The organism is Sphingopyxis sp. (assembly GCF_035565275.1).
GTDB lineage: Bacteria > Pseudomonadota > Alphaproteobacteria > Sphingomonadales > Sphingomonadaceae > Sphingopyxis.
In genome coordinates, this window is record NZ_DATMST010000060.1 from 1 (window position 1) to 17,533 (window position 17,533).

The 17,533-nt window shown below is 64.6% G+C and carries 15 protein-coding genes and 1 pseudogene; 8 read left to right on the top strand and 8 right to left on the bottom strand.

What is annotated here, in order from left to right; translation table 11 throughout:
* A partial coding sequence (locus VN047_RS03965) for a DUF72 domain-containing protein (RefSeq protein WP_325540239.1) occupies positions 1–487 on the bottom strand: 487 nt, incomplete at its 3' end.
* Positions 488–528: 41 nt separating this feature from the next.
* The gene (locus VN047_RS22680; RefSeq protein WP_349255343.1) at positions 529–711 is read right to left on the bottom strand and encodes a KTSC domain-containing protein; all 183 of its coding nucleotides are present in this window, start codon (positions 709–711) and stop codon (positions 529–531) included.
* A gap of 609 nt (positions 712–1,320) precedes the next feature.
* On the opposite strand from VN047_RS22680, the gene VN047_RS03970 reads away from it, so the two are divergent.
* The 3 genes from VN047_RS03970 to VN047_RS03980 all read left to right on the top strand — a co-directional run bounded on the left by VN047_RS03970 (position 1,321) and on the right by VN047_RS03980 (position 4,949).
* Positions 1,321–3,219, top strand: coding sequence for a PAS domain S-box protein (locus VN047_RS03970; RefSeq protein ID WP_325540241.1), 1,899 nt, complete (start codon positions 1,321–1,323; stop codon positions 3,217–3,219).
* 94 nt (positions 3,220–3,313) lie between these two features.
* Positions 3,314–4,075 (top strand): histidine phosphatase family protein, encoded by a 762-nt coding sequence (locus VN047_RS03975; RefSeq protein WP_325540243.1) that lies wholly within the window; start codon positions 3,314–3,316, stop codon positions 4,073–4,075.
* Positions 4,068–4,949, top strand: coding sequence for an NAD(P)H-hydrate dehydratase (locus VN047_RS03980; protein ID WP_325540245.1), 882 nt, complete (start codon positions 4,068–4,070; stop codon positions 4,947–4,949). The genes VN047_RS03975 and VN047_RS03980 overlap by 8 nt, the downstream gene beginning before the upstream one ends.
* A gap of 137 nt (positions 4,950–5,086) precedes the next feature.
* On the opposite strand, the gene VN047_RS03985 is transcribed toward VN047_RS03980, so the two are convergent.
* Both VN047_RS03985 and VN047_RS03990 read right to left on the bottom strand, forming a co-directional pair.
* Positions 5,087–5,491: a PRC-barrel domain containing protein gene (locus VN047_RS03985; protein ID WP_325540247.1), complete on the bottom strand. Its 405-nt coding sequence runs from the start codon at positions 5,489–5,491 to the stop codon at positions 5,087–5,089.
* A 183-nt stretch (positions 5,492–5,674) separates the two neighbouring features.
* A complete protein-coding gene (locus tag VN047_RS03990; protein ID WP_325540249.1) occupies positions 5,675–5,848 on the bottom strand; it encodes a DUF1328 family protein in 174 nt (57 codons plus the stop codon).
* Between the two features lie 228 nt (positions 5,849–6,076).
* Between VN047_RS03990 and VN047_RS03995 the strand changes: the two genes are divergently transcribed.
* The 3 genes and pseudogenes from VN047_RS03995 (at position 6,077) to VN047_RS04005 (ending at position 10,080) form a co-directional block, all read left to right on the top strand.
* Entirely contained in the window at positions 6,077–6,625 is a 549-nt protein-coding gene (locus VN047_RS03995; protein WP_325540251.1) for a hypothetical protein, read from the top strand.
* A 468-nt stretch (positions 6,626–7,093) separates the two neighbouring features.
* Entirely contained in the window at positions 7,094–9,280 is a 2,187-nt protein-coding gene (locus VN047_RS04000) for an AsmA family protein (protein WP_325540253.1), read from the top strand.
* A gap of 250 nt (positions 9,281–9,530) precedes the next feature.
* Positions 9,531–10,080, top strand: a pseudogene (locus VN047_RS04005) (Ku protein).
* A gap of 80 nt (positions 10,081–10,160) precedes the next feature.
* On the opposite strand, the gene VN047_RS04010 reads toward VN047_RS04005, so the two are convergent.
* The 4 genes from VN047_RS04010 to VN047_RS04025 are packed head-to-tail and all read right to left on the bottom strand — an operon-like array spanning position 10,161 to position 15,287.
* A complete protein-coding gene (locus tag VN047_RS04010) occupies positions 10,161–10,799 on the bottom strand; it encodes a class II aldolase/adducin family protein (protein ID WP_325540255.1) in 639 nt (212 codons plus the stop codon).
* Positions 10,796–11,746, bottom strand: a complete 951-nt coding sequence (locus VN047_RS04015) for a sugar kinase (protein ID WP_325540257.1) — start codon at positions 11,744–11,746, stop codon at positions 10,796–10,798. Before VN047_RS04015 ends, VN047_RS04010 begins: the two co-directional genes overlap by 4 nt.
* A gap of 4 nt (positions 11,747–11,750) precedes the next feature.
* Complete coding sequence (locus tag VN047_RS04020; RefSeq protein ID WP_325540259.1) at positions 11,751–13,034, bottom strand: aminotransferase class III-fold pyridoxal phosphate-dependent enzyme; 1,284 nt, start codon at positions 13,032–13,034, stop codon at positions 11,751–11,753.
* An 18-nt stretch (positions 13,035–13,052) separates the two neighbouring features.
* Positions 13,053–15,287 (bottom strand): TonB-dependent receptor, encoded by a 2,235-nt coding sequence (locus VN047_RS04025; RefSeq protein ID WP_325540261.1) that lies wholly within the window; start codon positions 15,285–15,287, stop codon positions 13,053–13,055.
* Positions 15,288–15,442: 155 nt separating this feature from the next.
* On the opposite strand from VN047_RS04025, the gene VN047_RS04030 reads away from it, so the two are divergent.
* Positions 15,443–16,105, top strand: a complete 663-nt coding sequence (locus VN047_RS04030; protein ID WP_325540263.1) for a TetR/AcrR family transcriptional regulator — start codon at positions 15,443–15,445, stop codon at positions 16,103–16,105.
* The gene (locus VN047_RS04035) at positions 16,102–17,238 is read left to right on the top strand and encodes an MFS transporter (protein ID WP_325540265.1); all 1,137 of its coding nucleotides are present in this window, start codon (positions 16,102–16,104) and stop codon (positions 17,236–17,238) included. Before VN047_RS04030 ends, VN047_RS04035 begins: the two co-directional genes overlap by 4 nt.
* Positions 17,239–17,533 lie beyond the last annotated feature (295 nt).

The following is a 17,533-nucleotide window of genomic DNA, read 5'->3' on the forward strand; positions in this document are numbered from 1 at the left end:
GATCGGCGGCGACGCGCGCGACGCCGAGCGCCGCGAGGTGGTGATCGGCGGCAGTTTCGAACCAGCTTTCGTGGCGCGGCTCGCACACGACGCGTGCGCGGGCTCGCGAAACCAGATCAGCGAAGAAAGCCTCGACCAGATCGCGGTCGTACACAAGACGGGGGGGCAACTGGACAAGCAGGACGCCAAGCTTGTTGCCAAGCCCCGCAGTCTCGTCAAGCAGGCGGGCGATCGCGTCGCCGCAGTCGCGAAGGCTCCTCTCATGCGTGACGGTACGCGGAACCTTGACCGCAAATCGAAACGCGTCGGGCACGAGAGCGGCCCAGCGCGTCCAGGTCGAGGGACGGTGCGAGCGGTAAAAGGAGGAATTGACCTCGGCACATGAGAAGCGTGCGGCATAGCGCTCGAGCGCAAAGCCTTCGGCGGGGAATTCGGGTTTATATTGTGCGGCGATGCTCCATCCCGCGGTGCCGATCCGGACGTCCATTGCGAGACAACGCCGGACGCGCGCAGGAGATGCTTCGCGCTTCAGGCCTTCGGTCCGAACCGGCGGCGGCCGGGATCGCGCTGAAATCGGAAGCGGTCCTTGATGTGCTCGTTGAAAAACACCCCGGCGGAGCGTGCCTCGTGCAAGCCATCGAAAATTTCCGCCGGAACGATATTTGCCTGCGTCATGGAACGCGACGCAAAGCGTCGCAGCCTCATCGTCATAGGCGATGCTGTCGATTACCGACGACTGGCCGATACGGATCCTGCGCATCGGAATATCATGCGCGCGGCATCCTAAGGGCGCGTCGGCGGGGCCGCGCCTCCTCTTGGCCGCGCCCGGCGACGGTTGATTGCATGCAGTATATGGAGTTCGTCGGCTACCATTCGCCAGCTTCCTTCGCGCTCGGTGTCTCCCGCTGCCGCAGCTCTCGCTGCTTCACTGCGAGCGAAGTCTTCCGCTCCTTCGCCATGCTCGTCTTCGGTCGCAATCACGGCCGACCAAACCGTATTCGTTTCCTGGGACACGATGCTCTCCGCCGGTTGTCGGGACGCAGGAGAATAATCGCGGCGCGGCGCGGTGTGTTTAATCCAGGTTACTGCGCGCGAATTTTGTGTCGACTAAGGATTTGACGATCTCCATCGGGCCGCGCGAAAATGGCAATTTCCTGCCATGTCCTCACATTTGCGTGAAGGCATCGCGGAACTTTAACGTCCGGACGCGGTTCGGGAATCAGAGACGTTTCCCTTCCCTCGAGAAAAGCTTGGCGCATGGACCTAATGGAAGGACACACACGACACGACGATTCGCTGAGCACAGATGGCCGCTATCGGATGCTGGTCGATGCCATCAAGGACTATGCGATCTACATGCTCGATCCGGGCGGCTTTATCGCCAATTGGAACAGCGGCGCACAGCGCTTCAAGGGCTATACCGCCGACGAAATCGTCGGCGAACATTTCTCGCGCTTCTACACGCCCGAAGATCGCGCGGTCGACCTCCCGCGGCGTGCGCTCGAAATCGCCCGCACCGAAGGCCAGTTCGAACAGGAAGGCTGGCGCGTCCGCAAGAATGGCGAGCGCTTCTGGGCCCATGTCGTGATCGATCCGATCTGGGACGAGGATGATATCCTTGTCGGATTTGCGAAGATCACCCGCGACCTGACCGAGCGCCGACGCGCGTTGGAAACGCTGCGCGAAAGCGAGGAACAGTTCCGGATGCTCGTGCAGAGCGTGACCGACTATGCGATCTATCGGCTCGACCCCGACGGCCATGTCTCGAGCTGGAATGCCGGGGCCGAACGGATCAAGGGCTATGCCCCGCATGAAATCATCGGATCGCACTTCTCGAAATTCTACACGGCCGCCGATGCTGCCGCGGGCGAGCCCGCCAGGGCGCTGGCGCTGGCGCGGACCGAAGGGCGCTTTCTCGCCGAGGGGCGGCGCGTCAGGAAGGACGGAAGCGAATTCGCGGCAAGCGTCGTCATCGATCCGATTTACGACCATGACGGAAATCTCGCCGGCTTTGCCAAGATCACCCGCGACGTCAGCGAGCGCGAGGAACGGCAGCGCGAACTCGAGCGCGCGCGCGAAGCGCTTTTCCAGTCGCAGAAGATGGAAGCGATCGGACAGCTTACGGGCGGCGTGGCGCATGATTTCAACAATCTGCTGATGGCGGTGCAGAGCAGCATCGGCCTCCTGGCCAAGAAGCTCCCGGCCGACCCGCAGCTCAAGCGCCTCATCGACAATGCCCTGCAGGGAGTCGAACGCGGCGCCGCGCTGACGCAGCGGATGCTTGCCTTCGCCCGCCGGCAGGACCTTCAGACCGAAGCGATCGAACCGATCCGCCTGATCCGGAACATGTCGGACCTCCTCCAGCGCACGATCGGCCCCGCGCATCCGCTGCAGCTCCGGCTTCCCGACCGGATTGCGGCGGTCGAGGCCGATGCGAACCAGCTGGAAATGGCGTTTATCAACCTTGCGGTGAATGCGCGCGACGCGATGCCCGATGGCGGCAAGATTTCGATCGCGGTGAGCGCCCGCGATCTCGCCGCAAACGAGATCGATCATCTTCCCGCCGGCGCCTATGTCCGGATCGACGTCACGGACAGCGGCAAGGGCATGGATCCTGAAACGCTTTTACGCGCTACGGAGCCCTTCTTCACGACCAAAGGGGTCGGCAAGGGAACCGGCCTTGGTCTTTCGATGGTTCATGGTCTTGCCGAACAGATGGGCGGCTTCCTGCAGCTTCAAAGCCGGCTGGGATCGGGTACGACGGCCTCGCTGTGGCTACCGGCTTTGGCCGCCAACGATGAACCCGAAGACATCGCCGTCAATGCGGACGCCAGCGAGACGTCGGCGCATCACCGGCTAAAGATACTGGCGGTCGACGATGACGCCCTCGTCCTCATGAATACGGCTGCGCTGCTCGAGGATCTCGGCCACGACGTCTACGAAGCATCGTCGGGCGAAGAAGCCCTCACGCGCTTTGCCGAGCATCCCGATATCGACCTGTTGATCACCGATCAGGCGATGCCCAACATGACGGGCGCAAAGCTGGCCGAGACACTCCGCGCGGCGCGGCCGGACCTGCCGATCATCATCGCCTCGGGTTATGGCGAACTGTCCGAAGGCGCGCCCGGCCCCCTCGTCCGGCTCGGAAAGCCTTTCAGCCAGGCACAGCTGGCCGACGCGCTCGCGAAGGCGGACGATGGAAGCGCGAAAGCCCCGTGATCGGCGGCCACCCGGAGCGATCGCAAATGCAGCACCCTTCAGCGGCAACCCGCTCCGTCCTTCCGCGTTCGGTCACCATGCAAGGCATATTTCCATGACTCCCCGCTGGCCTTCGACGCTCTGGGTCGTCCGCCATGGCCAGAGCGCAGGCAATGTCGCGCGCGATGCTGCCGACGCCGCCGGCGCCGAGCGCATCGAACTCGATCACCGCGACGTCGATGTCCCGTTGTCGAAGCTTGGAATGGAACAGTCGCATGCGCTCGGCAAATGGTTCGCGGCCGGCGAAGAAGATGGCCGGCCCGAAGTCATGCTCGCCTCGCCCTATCTCCGCGCGGTTCAAACGGCCGAGATTTTCCGCAAGGCCGGAGGGTGCGAGGCCGACGAGAAAATCTGTATCGACGAGCGGCTTCGCGAAAAGGAATTCGGCATTCTCGACGGCCTCACGCGGCTCGGCATCGAGGCTTCGCATCCCGAGCAGGCCGAGTTCCGCAGCCTGCTCGGCAAATTCTATCACCGCCCGCCCGGAGGCGAGAGCTGGTGCGATGTCATCCTGCGGCTTCGCTCGCTCCTCGACACCATCTCGCTCCATTATGGCGGCCGCCGCGTCATGATCGTCGCGCATCAGGTCGTCGTGCTTTGCCTCCGCACGATCATCGAAAATCTCGGCGAAGCCGAAATCCTCGCGATCGACAAGGCGGGCGATGTCGCCAATTGCGCAATCACCGAATATCGTTTCGACCCCGACATTGGCCGCGACGGCAATCTGGTGCTGGCGCGTTATAATGTGACAGCTCCCATGAAGGACGAGGTTCCGGTCACCCGCGAGCCCGACGCAATGGTCGCCGCGCGTGGTTGACCCGATCGCGCTCGACACGGCCTGGCTCAAGGCGAACCCGCTTCCCGATCATCACGACAATGTCGACAAGAACGGCCGCGGGCGCGTGCTGGTTATCGGGGGCTGCCGCCGGGTTCCCGGCGGAATGCTGCTGACCGCCGAGGCGGCGTTCCGCGCCGGCGCCGGAAAGGTCACGATCGCCACGATCGCGTCGGCAGCCATCCCCGTCGGCATCGCCTTTCCGGCTTGCGCGGTCGTCGCCCTGCCCGAAACCGAAAGCGGCGAGATCGCGCCCGCCAGCGCCGATCTGCTGCTCGCCGAAATGGCCGGTCACGACGCGATCGTCTTCGGTCCGGCGATGATCGACGAAGACATCGTCCGCACGCTGCTTGCCGCCCTCTTGCCCGCCCTGCCCGCCGACATGTTCCTGCTCCTCGACGCCTTCGCGCTCCGCGCTGCCGCCGATCATGCGGATGCGATCGCCGCCCGCGGCCATCATACAGTCCTTACCCCGCACGAAGGCGAACTCGCGGCCATGCTGGGAGCTGACAAGGAGAAGGTGTCGGGCGATCCGCTCGCTGCACTGACCCGTGCCGCCGATCGCTTCGGCGCCTCGGTCATGGTCAAGGGCGCTACCAGCCATCTGATGGCAGACGGTATTTGCCTTGCCTATGCGGGAGGAGGGCTGGGCCTCGCCGTCAGCGGTTCGGGCGACGTGCTGGCCGGTTTGATCGCGGGTCTCGGCGCACAAGGCCTCCCCCCGCTGCAAGCCGCCGCCTGGGGCATCTGGCTTCACGGCGAAGCCGGGCGCCGGCTGTCCGAGACGATGGGGCCGATCGGTTATCTCGCGCGCGAACTCGCGCCGCTCGCGCCCGGACTCATGCGCGGAGTATAGCCGCCGGCGACCCGCTTCGTCCATTCGCGCCCCGGATATCGATCGTCTCGGGAGTGCCGCGACTGCGCCGGGACAAGGCGCCATTTCTCTTTCGACGGCGGACTATCAGCTCCGGTTTTTCCGGCGCCGCGCTCGTTTCAGGGCGCGGGCAGTTTGACTTCGGGGAGTGCCACGAGATCGGCCTTGGTCATTGGCGTGACGAGGTCGGTATCGTCGCCCTTCACGACGGTTTTCAATCCGGTGATCGGAACATGGACATAATGGTCCGGACCGATGCCATCTAGTTCGACGAGGAGGCGATCGACCCTGTTGTCGGCATCGCGCAGGACCTGCTCGACATCCCCCATATCCTGGCCGTCGGCGCCGACCAGATCGGCGTCGAGCAATTGCGCCTCGGTCAGTCCCAAGGCCGCCGGCAGCGCCCCCGCGACCTTCGCGCTCGTTTGGGCAGCACGCTCGAGCTTGTCCTCCGCGGCTTCATTCTTGTCGCTGCAGGCTGCGATCATCGTCGCCGAACAGGCGAGCAGCAGAAGAGTTCGCATCAGAATCCCTTTCAAAGTTCCGGGGAGAAACGCCGCAGGCAAATCATGGTTGCCGCAAGCGCGACCCATCGCTCCCTGGGTCGGCAGCGGCGCAGTAAAAAGGCCCGCCGAAGCGGGCCTTTTTCGATATTCCTCGCAGGTGATCGAAGGCGGGACGAGGCGAACGCCCCGGCGCTCTCCCGATCAGGGCAGGGTTCGACTTCCGCCGCGGCCGAAGACGAAACCGACGATGACCAGCACGACCGCGACAACCAGCAATATCTTCGCAAAGTCCGCCGAAAGACCGGCGATGCCGCCAAAGCCCAGAAGCGCCGCGACGAGCGCCACGACGGCAAAGATGATAGCCCATCTGAACATGTTATTCTCCTACCTGGACGCATATCCGCGCAGCCTCCGCACGCATGTGCGGGGCGGCGGCGATGCCGTCGGTTCATCCTGTCCGGATACAACAGTCAACGCCGTCTCGTCCCGAAAGTTCCGAAGCTCCGCCGGCCCGAGCGGCCCATCGCGAGACACGATATTGTCGCAACGGCGCGAGCCTTCGAACGTTAGGACAACGGGGGCAAGCTAAATAGGGGCCACCGCGTGCCGCATGTCCATACGCTCCTTCCCATCACCCTTGTTGCCACGGCAGCACTCGCATTGACGTCGTGCAACGACGTCAATGCGGCATCCGAAGATACCCCCGCGACCCGAAATGCACCCACGTCCGGCGGCGAACTGGTCATGCTGGCCGACGGCACGACCATGGTCGCGCGAAAAGGCACACTGAGCCGCAATGTCGCTGACTGGCTTGCCGGCGATGCGCCGGACAGCATGCGCTTCGCATTCGGATCCGATGCCTTCGTGCCCCAAACTGCGCGGCTGTCGGCGCGCGGGCTCGGCAACGCCGCCGATCTCGGCACGCTCTTGCGCGCGACGCCCGATGCGCAGCTCATTCTTGGCGGCGATGCCGATATCGTCGGCCCGCTCGCCGAAGCGCGCGCGCGAACACTTGCCCGCTTCCTTGCCGATCGCGGCATCCTGCCGAACCAGGTCAGGGTTGTAACCCGGGACGATGCGGGGCGGGCGAGCGGGACCAACGGACTGGATAATCTCTTCTTCCGGCTGGAGCGCGGCAAGGCACCAGCCTGAAAGCCGGCCACATCGATTTGCGGCAAGCCGAGGGCCGGTGTCGGCTTTCTACAAGACTTTCAACATGGGAGGCCGCATGCGGGAGCGAAGAGGCTCGGCCCGCCGGCAAGTCCTATGCGACCCAAGACTTGATGGTGTGTGGAGGGGGGCGGTGCTCGTGAAGCGATCATCGTCGAAACGGCGCGGGGCTCTTTTCCCGCGCCGTTTCTTTTCGAATCCCCCGTCAGCTGTGCGTTCGCTGGTTGCGAAGCTTCTGCATGCGCTTCCGGACCACTTGCATGGTTTTTGGCGAACCGCGCGTCCTGTTGGTGCGGCAGGAGGGGCTTTCGCCGAGCAGAGCCGCCACTTGGCCTCTTCGGCCGCAAGCACGGCAAGTGCGAGGCGCAGAACGCGCGCTCATGGCGGTCGTTCCGGTACCGCGCGCCCATCCCGCACGGAACGAAGCCGCACGCGGCGGATTGCTGCTGAATGGACATGCGCTCCGGTCAAACGGCCCCGGCAGCCAGTTTACCCGCCTTGCACTGGCGGGATCGCTCCCGGCGCTGGGCGCGAACCGCCTGGGCGCCGGCATGGCTGGAACGGCGTCCCGGACCCCTTCGCATCGCAATCCGGACCATCGCGATCATCTTTCTGACCCTGTTTGCCATCTGGCTGATCCTGTTCATCACCAAGGGGCGTTTTCTGAAAGGGCCGTTCGAACGCTTCGCGACCTCCCAACTCGAACGAAATGTCGACGTCGGCGGCGATTTCCAGCTCTATTTCGCTCCCCTCAACATCAAATTCCATGCCGAGAATATCAGTATCGCAAACCCCGCGTGGGCGCGCGAGAAACAGTTCTTCACGGCGAGGAAGGTCGATACGAGGCTCGCCACCTTCCCTCTCCTCTTCGGCAACCGCATCCTGCGGTACGCCGATCTCGACGGCGCGAGGGTCGCGCTCGAATGGGACGAAGGCAACAAGCGCAATAGCTGGACCTTCGGCGACCCCGACCGCCCGCCCGAGCCGCTCGAACTGCCACGCATCCGCCGCGCCGCGATCACCCGGAGCGGCCTCACCTATCGCGATCCCAAATTGCAGCTGTTCGCCGATATCGATATCGACACAGTCCGTGCTACCGGAACCCGCATCGACGACGACATCCGCTTTTCGGGGCGCGGGACGATGCGCGCGCAGCCCTTCACCCTGTCTGGCGGCCTCGCATCGCCGAACGAGACGATCGCCGGGGGCAAGAATACCCTCACCCTCCATGCGGTCGGGCTCGGCAACACACTCGACGTGTCGGGCACGCTGCCGGGACCGACCGAACTCGAAGGCGCCAACCTCAAGCTCCATGCACGCGGCGGCAATCTGTCGCGCCTCTTCGACTTCCTCGGTGTCGCGATCCCCGACACGCGGCGCTACCGCGTCACTTCCGCGCTGACCTACGCGGACGAGGTCTGGAAGCTGACCGGCATCAAGGGCGTGTTCGGCGACAGCGACCTCGCCGGCGCGCTTGCGGTCAGCCAGCCGAAAGGGCGCGTCTATCTGAAGGCCGATCTGACCACCCGCTCGCTCAATATCATCGATGCCGGGCCGTTCGTCGGTTATGATCCGCAGCGGCTCGATACGATGGGCACGGGTGGGACCGTACAGACCGTCAGCGGCCGCCCGCGCTTGTTGCCCGATGCGCCGCTGCGCGTCGAAGCCCTGAAGCGGTTCGACGCCAATGTCCGGTACCGGGTCACCAAGGTACGCGCCGAAAGCTTTCCGATCAGCCACGTCGACCTCACGCTCGCACTCAAGAACGGGTTGATGGAATTGAAGCCGTTCAACTTCGTCGTAGCGGGCGGCACCGTGAAGAGCGATATCTCGGTCGACACGCGCCCCGCCCGTGTGCGTACGGAATATGATATCCGCCTGTCGCCGACGCGGCTCGGCACGCTGCTGGCCGGATTCGGGACCGAGGAGTCCGGGACAACGGGCACGGTGAGCGGCCGCGTCCGCATGGTCGGTCTTGGCGACAGCGTACGCCAATCGCTCGCGACCTCGAACGGCCGCATTGCCTTCGTGCTGCCGCAAGGCACCTTCTGGACGCGCAATATCCAGCTCGCCGAACTCGATATCGGCACGTTCGTGCAGAAGATGTTCCAGGACAAATTGAAGAAGCCGGTCCAGATCAATTGCGGGCTGATCGCCTTCACGGTGCGTGGCGGCGTCGCGGCGGCCGACCCGATCCTGATCGACACGCAGAAGAACGTGATGCTCGGCCGCGGCGGCTTCTCGTTCCGCTCCGAAGCGATCGACATGGCGGTGCGCGCCGACGGCAAGACCTTCAGCCTGTTCTCGGGCCAGTCGCCGGTCGGCGTGCAGGGCTATTTTGCAGCGCCGAGGATCGATCCGGTGAGCGACGAACTTGCCGGCCGCGCGGGCGCCGGCCTCGGCCTCGGCATCCTCGCCAGCCCGGTCGCCGCGATCATTCCCTTTATCGACCCCGGCGATGCCAAGGCGGCGCAGTGTGGCCCCGTGCTCGCCGGCGCGACGGCCAAGGCCCAGCGGACAAGCAAAGGCAAACCGCGCGACGATGTCGGCAGGGGCACGACCGCCAAGTCCGAGGACGGAAAGCAGACCGCCGACGGGAAAGAAAAGCAGCGCAAGAAATTCCTCGGAATATTCTGATCCCGGTGCAGCGGCCGCGGATTTCCCGACCGCAGCGGGCGCGGATACCAACTGCCCGGAACTCGCCGAGCCAAAGCGTTATGGGCCACCATCGGCGCTGCCGGCAAGCCGCCAGCCAACCGGCGACAGAGCGCGTCGTTGCCCCCGCACCGCAAATATTCGCCGATCTTGATCCAGATTGAGTTGCGCGCGCCCGGGAACGCTCGGCGGCCGCGCGCAATGAAGGAGTCTTGCGAAGGAGTGACGGAAGATGGCAGCGCGTCCCTATTGGAAAGGCCAGATCCGCCTGGTGCTCGTCTCGATCCCCGTTGAAGTCTTCGGCGACAAAGAGCGGCGCGACGATTGCCTTCAGCCAGATCCATAAACCGACGAGCAAGCGCATCAAATATGAGAAGGTGGTCCCCGGCGTCGGCCCGGTCGACGTCGACGAGATCGTCAAGGGCTTCCAATATGCGAAGGACCAATATGTCCTGCTCGACGACGAGGAGACCGACGGGGCCAACCTCGACGTGCATCAGCGGATCAGCGAAATGGCCGACCCGCTGTATTTCGGATATTTTGGCGGCTATTGGACCAAGGCAATCTGGTTTCTTTTCGGTAGCCTGATGACCGCGCTCTCGGTTTCCGGCATGGCGATCTATGCGCTGCATATCGGTCGCAAACTGAAGCAGGCAACGCCGTTCCGCGTCGGTTGGCAGCGAGCATGGCTGGGAATGGGATACTGGCGCTGGATCGCGACGGCCTGCGTCATCGCCGGCTTCGTCATGCTGCCGACCCTGTTCTGGGCGTCAGCTGAATAGGCGGCCCAAAACAGTCGACATTCTGCACTCTGGTCTGTCCAGCGCGAAATATCCGCGGATGGTCACAGTCCGATCTCGTATCAGCGTTGTCCGTAACGCTGGAACGCTCCGATGATCCGCTTCATTTCCGGCTCGTCCAGGAGCTTTGGCCCGCCGATCGCCAGCGTGCCGCAATAAACGGCCGCCTGTTCCTCGATTTCCTCGGTGATCGCCATCGCGGTGGCAAGGTTCGGCCCCAGCGCGATCAGCCCGTGATTGGCCATCAGGCAGGCGAGCCTTCCGTCGAGCGTGTCGGCGACACCCTCGGCAAGTTCCTCGCTGCCGAAGGTCGCATAGGGCGCGACCGGAACGCTCGCTCCGCCGCTGACCGCGACCATATAGTGGAGCGGCGGGATCTCGAGGTGCGCGCACGCGAGGATCGTCGAATGGCGCGCATGGCAATGGACGATGGCCTTGGCATCGGCGCGGCGGCGATAGAGGCCAAGATGCATCTGCCATTCGCTCGAAGGGCCCGCCGCCCCTTCCGCGACGCTGCCGTCGCCGTCGACGAATACCATCAGCCCGGGCTTCAGGCGGTCGGGGGTTATCCCCGACGGCGTCACGAACATCCCCGATCCAAAGCGCACCGACAGATTGCCCGACGTCCCGCGATTGAGCCCGCGTGCGTCGAGCGTTCGCATCGCATCGACAAGCTGCTGCCGGGCTTCGTCTTCGGTCATCGGGGTCCTTCCTTAACCGGTGTGTCGCGCATGAACGCGGTCGTCCCGTCATGGCTTTCGAGCTTGCCCAGTGTGCCGACGCCCAGCGCGACCTGCGCCGCGGTCGCGACACCGAAACGCAAAGCGTCGGCGGGATCCAGGCCGCGCGCGCGTCCGGCGATATATCCCGCACACAGGCTGTCGCCGCAACTGGTCGTGTCGATGGGGTCGATCCGGTGCGCCGGCGCATGAATTTGCCGGTCGGGCAGTATGAGCAACGCCCCCCCGCCGCCCATCTTGACGAGGCAGCCGCCGGCGCCGCGTGCCATGAAACGGCGTGCGCCTTCGACCGGATCGCCGGTTCCGGCAAGTGCATGCACCTCGGCGAGGCTGGGCATGAACAGATCGACGTGCGGCAACAACGCGTCGAGATCGGCCTGCGCCGCATCCGAGGGCGCGATCAGGTCACATGACGTGAATATGCCGCGTGCGCGCGCATCGCGAAGCAGGTCGGCACCCTTCCCCGCCGCGCCGGGAAAGCCCACACCGCCCCAGTGGACGGCGGCGGTGTGGGCGAGCGCGGCAAAGACCGCGTCGGTGACGGGTGCAAAGACGCTCGCCCCCATCATGTGCCAGTTCGGACGGTCGCCATTCGGGCGGATCGGGAGCACCGTGGTCGAGGTCGGCCGATCCGGGTCGATCGAAAGCAGTCGCGTATCGACCCCTGCCGCGTCGAACATCGACCGGATCAACTGCCCCTGCGGATCGTCACCAACCGCCGAAGCGATTGCTGTGCGGAGGCCGAGCTTCTGCGCGACGAGCGCGGTTCCGCCCGCGGTTCCGGCGGGCGAAAGCACGATCGATTCGACGAGTTGCCCCGTCTCGCCCTCGGGCAGCGACGCGACCGGATGGACGGTGATGTCGATCGTCGTGAGACCGACCGCGAGCAGGTCGACGCGCGCGTCCATGACCTCAGGCCGGCGTATCGGACGCCGCCGCGGCAAGCGCGACGAGGATCGGGTGCGGGGCAAGCTCGCCGCGCCGCGCCGCCAGCGCCGCGAAAGCCTCGTCGGCCGCCGCAAGCGTCAGGTCGATGTCGGCGTCGGTCATCGCGGCGCAGAGGAACATATTGTGCCAGGGATGCATATAGACGCCGCGCGCGAGCATCTCTTCGGCCCAGCCATACCCGACCCGGAAGTCGGGATCGCCTTCGAACATGATCTGCGGCATCTGGACTGGCCCGGTCTGGCGCAGCGTGAAGCCATGGTTCGACGCTGCCGCGTCGAGACCCGTGCGCAGCCTTTCGCCAAGGCCGACCATATGTTCGAGATAGTCGCTCTCGCGGATGATCCGCAGCGTCTCGATCGCCGCCGCCATCGGCACCGCCGAAAGCCAGAAGGAACCCGTCGCATAAAGGGCGCCCGCGCCTTCGCGGCACCGGTCCGACCCGAGCAGCGCCGAGATCGGGTGGCCGTTGGCGAAGCATTTGCCCCATGCGCTGAGATCGGGCTGGACGCCAAGGCTGGTCCAGCTGCTCCCGCGCGCAAGGCGGAACCCCGCGCGAACCTCGTCGACGATCAGCATCGCCCCCGTCCGGTCGCAAAGCTCCCGCGCACGCCGGGCGTAAGCAGGGTCGGGCGCTTCCTGATCGATGAACGCATCGTGGCGAAACGGCGATGCAAAGATCGCGGCGAGATCGTTGCCCGCATCCGCCACCGCGGCCTCGAGGCTCGCGACATCGTTATAGGCGTAGGTACGGATGTGCGCGCGGTCCTCGGCCACCGTGCCGGCGGGGATCGGTGTGCACCAAGGCGCGGCGCCATGATAGGCGCCCTTCGCCACCAGCACGATCCGCTTGCCGGTCTGCGCGCGCGCGCCGCTCATCGCCATCGTCGTCGCGTCGGTGCCGTTCTTGCAGAACATCGCCCAGTCGGCGTGATCGACCATGTCGACGAGCATTTCGGCGAGGTCGACCATCAGGGGCGACGGGCCGGTGAGCGTGTCGCCTACCGCCGCCTGCGCGCGCGCCGCCGCCTCGACGCGTTCGTCGCGATAGCCGAGCAGGCTCGGGCCATAGGCGCACATATAGTCGAGGTAGCGGTTGCCGTCGGCGTCCCAGATATAGGCGCCCTCGGCCCTGCTGAAAAATTGCGGGAAGCTGTCGGGCAGCATCCGCACCGATTCATGCCCGTACATCCCGTTCGGAATGACTTTCAGCGCGCGCGCGCGCAGCGCCGCATCCTGCACTCTGTTCATATCGATCTCGCTTGTCTGTCAGAATTTCACGACGGCCTGGACGCCGTAGGTCGCGGGGTCGTTGTAGTTGAGCTGGTCCATCGTCACGACCGGCGAAACATAGGTCACATAGCGCGTGCCGGTGATATTCTTGGCCCACAGCGCCAGCTCGAACTTCTCGTCACGCGACAGCCAGGAAAGCCGGGCGTTCGCGGTGCCATAAGGCTTCACCCTGTTGGCCCGGACGTTATCGGGCGTCAGGAAGGTTTCCGACTGCAGGCTCCCGTCGACGCGCAGACGTAGCGCGCTGTCGCCGGGCAGCGGCTGGGTCACCGCGAAACCCGCCGAGATCGCCACTTCGGGTGCATTGACCAGCTTGTTACCCGCATAATCGTCGGCGGCGAGCGCGGTGAAATCCTTGTAGCGTGCGTGCAGCAGGCTGGCGTTGACGAAGGCGTTGAAATTGCGCGACGGCTGCGCCTGCAGTTCGATTTCCAGACCGTAAAGCTCGGCATTGCCCGCGTTCAGCTTACGCTGGACGGGCAGCACGCCCGACGTGTCGAACACGAACACCTGCAGATCGCGATAGTCGTAATAGAAAGCCGCGGCATTGAAACGCAGCGCGCGGCCGAGCAGGTCGCTCTTGAACCCAGCCTCGTAAGCGTAGAGCTTTTCCGAACGGAACGGCTGCAATTGCGCCGGGTCGCTCGACGAGCCGCCGGCGAAGCCGCCGCTGTTATATCCCTTCGACGACGAGGCGTAGAAGAGCAGGTCGTCGGTCGCCTGGAACGACAGCGCCGCGCGCCACGACAGGTCCTTGAACGTCTTCGATCCGGTGAAGTCGAGCACCGGCACGACGATCACATCGTCGAAAAAGCTGTGGAAATCGAAATCGATGCTGTCGACCGAATAACGCAGACCACCGGTCAGCGTCAGCCGGTCGGTCAGCTTGACGTCGGCCTGCGCAAAGGCGGCCCAGCTCTCGGTCTTCTGCGCATAGGGATAGGCGAAATTGCCGATCGAATTGACCGGGTCGAGCGTGCCCGGCAGATCGTCGGGGTCGCGAAAGACGCGGAGGATATCGAACGCGCTTTCGGTGACCAGTTTGTCGTGGAAATAATAGCCGCCGACGATCCAGTTCACCGCGCCGCCGTCCTTAGACTGGAGCCGGAGTTCCTGGCTGAACTGCTGCGGCCGGTCGATATAGGTCGCGGTCAGCACATTATTGGGGCTTGCGTCGGTATCCTCGAGCGTGTGGCGGCGCACCTGTTCATAGGCGCTGATCGAAGTCAGCGAGACCCCGCCCATATCGATGCTCGCGGTCAGCGAACCGCCGAACACATTGACGCGCTCCTGCCCCTCGATGTCATAATCGCCGGCATTGAGGTCGCCGTCGGTATCGGCATAGCCAAGGCCGTCGAGCGGCACGCCGTCGGCGAAATTGGGATTGCCGGCAAAATCGACGCCCAGCCCGCGATGCTGGAACTGGCGCGCCCCGCCGCGGTTCTGCCCGCCATGGACGATGGCGCGGATCAATATATCCTCGTTCGGCGTGAAATCGACGATCGCGCGCCCCGCCCACATGTCGAGGTCGTTGAGCTTGTTGCCGGTCACGCGGTTGAGCAACCAGCCGTCGCGACGCAGATACGTCCCTGCCACCCGTGCCTTCAGCACGTCGCCGATGATCGGCCCGCCGACGCCGCCTTCGACCTGCACCTCGTTGAAGCGGCCGTAGGAGACGGCGGCGTTGGCACTGAATTCGTCGGTCGGCTTGCGCGACGAAAAGCGGATCGCGCCGGCGGTGGTGTTGCGGCCGTAGAGCGTGCCCTGCGGCCCTTTCAGTACCTCGATGCCGTCGCTGTCGAAGACGTTGAACAGCTTGCCCGCATTCGCGCCGAGGAACACATCGTCGACATAGACGCCGACCGCGCCGGTGGTGTTCGAGTTGAAATCGCCGATGCCGACGCCGCGCAGGAACAGCGAGGTCGTCGTGGCCGACGTACCCGCCTGCGACGAGAGGCCGGGGACGAGGATGGCCAGATCGCGTGGATCGCGGATACCGACCTGGGTGAGCGCTTCGCCGCTGATCGCCGCGATGCTGATCGGCACGTCCTGGATATTCTGTTCGCGCCGCTGTGCGGTGACGACGATTTCGCCGATGCCTTCCGGCTGGTCCGCGGCAGAAGAGGATGGCGGGGCTGCGTCCTGCGCGGAAGCAATCGCCGGAGTCAGCGCCAACAACGAGACGGAAATCACTGCAAAACCGCGTTTCATCGCACTCCCCTTCATTATTTTCGGATATTTATCCGGTTTAGAGAACAGGCGACTACGCAAGAGTCAAGAATTTTTCACAATCCTCTTTTTCTAATCAGATAAAAGGTTGATTTATGCGGGCGCTTCGAAGATGCATGGGGACACAGGGAGCGCGCATGACGACAAGTGAACTGACCCGAGCGGAAATCCGCCGCCCCGCGCAAAAGCGCAGCCGGGCAAGATTCGAAGCGATCCTCGATGGTGCCGAACGACTGCTCGACACGCTGCCGCCTTCGGCGATCAGCATCCACGCAATCGCCGCCGAGGTCGGGATATCGCCGCCTTCGATCTATCATTTCTTCCCCGAACCGCACCTCGTGTTCAGCGCACTCGCCGAGCGATATCTGAAGCGGTTCGAGGAAGGCGTGCTCACCGAGGTGCCCGGAGACATCGAAAGCTGGCAGGATCTGCAGACGCTGCAGTATCGCGCCGGCCAGGCATGGTTCAATGCGCACCCCGCGGCGCGCCAGGTACTGCTCGGCGGTCCGGCGTGGTCGTCGGACATCCGCGCGCAGGATCTCGACAGCAATTTCGTGATGGCGGGCCGCAGCATCGAAGTGATGACGCAAAAGTTCATCATGCCCGAAATCCCCGACCTCCCCGACCGGCTCGTCGAGGTCATCGTGATCAACGACGCAATCTGGTCGCTGTCGATCCACCGGCACGGCCTGATCACCGACGCGATGGAGGAACAGGCACGCCGCGCGCGCATCGCCTATTCGCGCACCTTCCTTCCCGAATATCTTCCGCTGCGCACTGACGCGAGCAGCCCGTCGTGAGCGCGCCGCCGCCAACGAGCCGGGCGACGCTCACGATCTCGATGCTGATCGGGTCTTGCGCCTTGCTTGTCCTCGGGGTCCAGCCGGTGTTCCTCGGCGCAATGGTGCAGGAAGCGCGGGTCGCCGACAGCCAGGTCGGCAATCTCGTGACGATCGAAATGCTGGCGATGGCGCTGGGTTCGCTTGCCGGCGTCGGGTTGCTGCGCCGGGCCAACGCAAAGCTGGTGATCGGCGGCGCGGCCATAGCACTCGCCGCGCTTAACGCGGCACAAATCGGGCAATCGGGGATAGCGATCCTGTCCGCATTTCGCGGGGTCACGGGACTGAGCGAAGGCATCCTCGTGTCGGCCGCACTGGTCACCATTTCGCGTGCGATACCGGTGGAGCGGGCGAGCGGACTGTTTCTGGCCGCGCAAACGCTGCTTCAGGCCGCGGTCGCGGCCGCTCTCCCCTTCTTCTCGGTCGCGGGTTCGCGAACCGACGCGGCACTGATCGCCCTCGCCACCGCCGGCGTAGTCGGCGCCGCCGCGGCGCTCATGCTGCCCGCTTCGCTCCGCCCCGCCGAACCCGATAGCGAACGCGGCGCGGTCACGCCGACCAGTCTCACGGCGCTCTGCTGTGCAGGACTGTTCCTCGGCGCGATCGTGTCGGTGTGGAGCTATTTCGGGCTGTGGCTGATCCAATACCGATACACGCCGTCCTTCGAAGGGATTGCCGTTTCGCTGTGCCTCGTCTCGCAGGTTGCCGGCGCATTGGCGGCCGCGCGGTTCGCCGAGCGATTGCCGAACTCGAAAACGATCGCCGTCTGCGCCATCGGCGGTGCAGCCCTCTTGCTGCTATTCTACTTGTTCCGGAACAGCCCCCCGGCGCTCATCGCGCTCAGCATGGCTTTCGGCTTCCTGTGGCTGTTCACCCTTCCCTTCTTTACGGGTTGGCTGATCGAGATCGATCCTGGCCGGCGCGCGGTGCTTTATCTCACGGCCTTTCAACTCGGCGGCGCGGCCTTGCTGCCGTCGCTCGCGGGCATGGCGGTCGGATATTATGGCATCAACGCCATGCTCGTCTTCGGTAGTGTCATCTTTGCGGTTTTGACCGGGGTCGCGGGGACCTTCGGAAGGCATCGACGCGCTTGAACCTTCCGGTTTGCGAGCGATCAGCACAATCCCGTCTTTGATCAGTTGTACGCATCCCACCCGATCGGGCCCCATAATTCCCACGAGGTTTGCGAGCTAATCCGGCCGGTTTGAGGCTGTCCGCTCCTGGTTATAAACGAGAAAAAGCGGACTTTCGGCAGCTCGTCGGCACCCGGAAATATACTTCGGCAAAGCACCCCGCATACCGGGTTCCGCTTGAGGCCGCGGATTGCGGTTCAACAGCGGCCACGGCCGCCCGGGATCGCCTTTGCAGCGGGGTCGGCGCGCTTGCTCG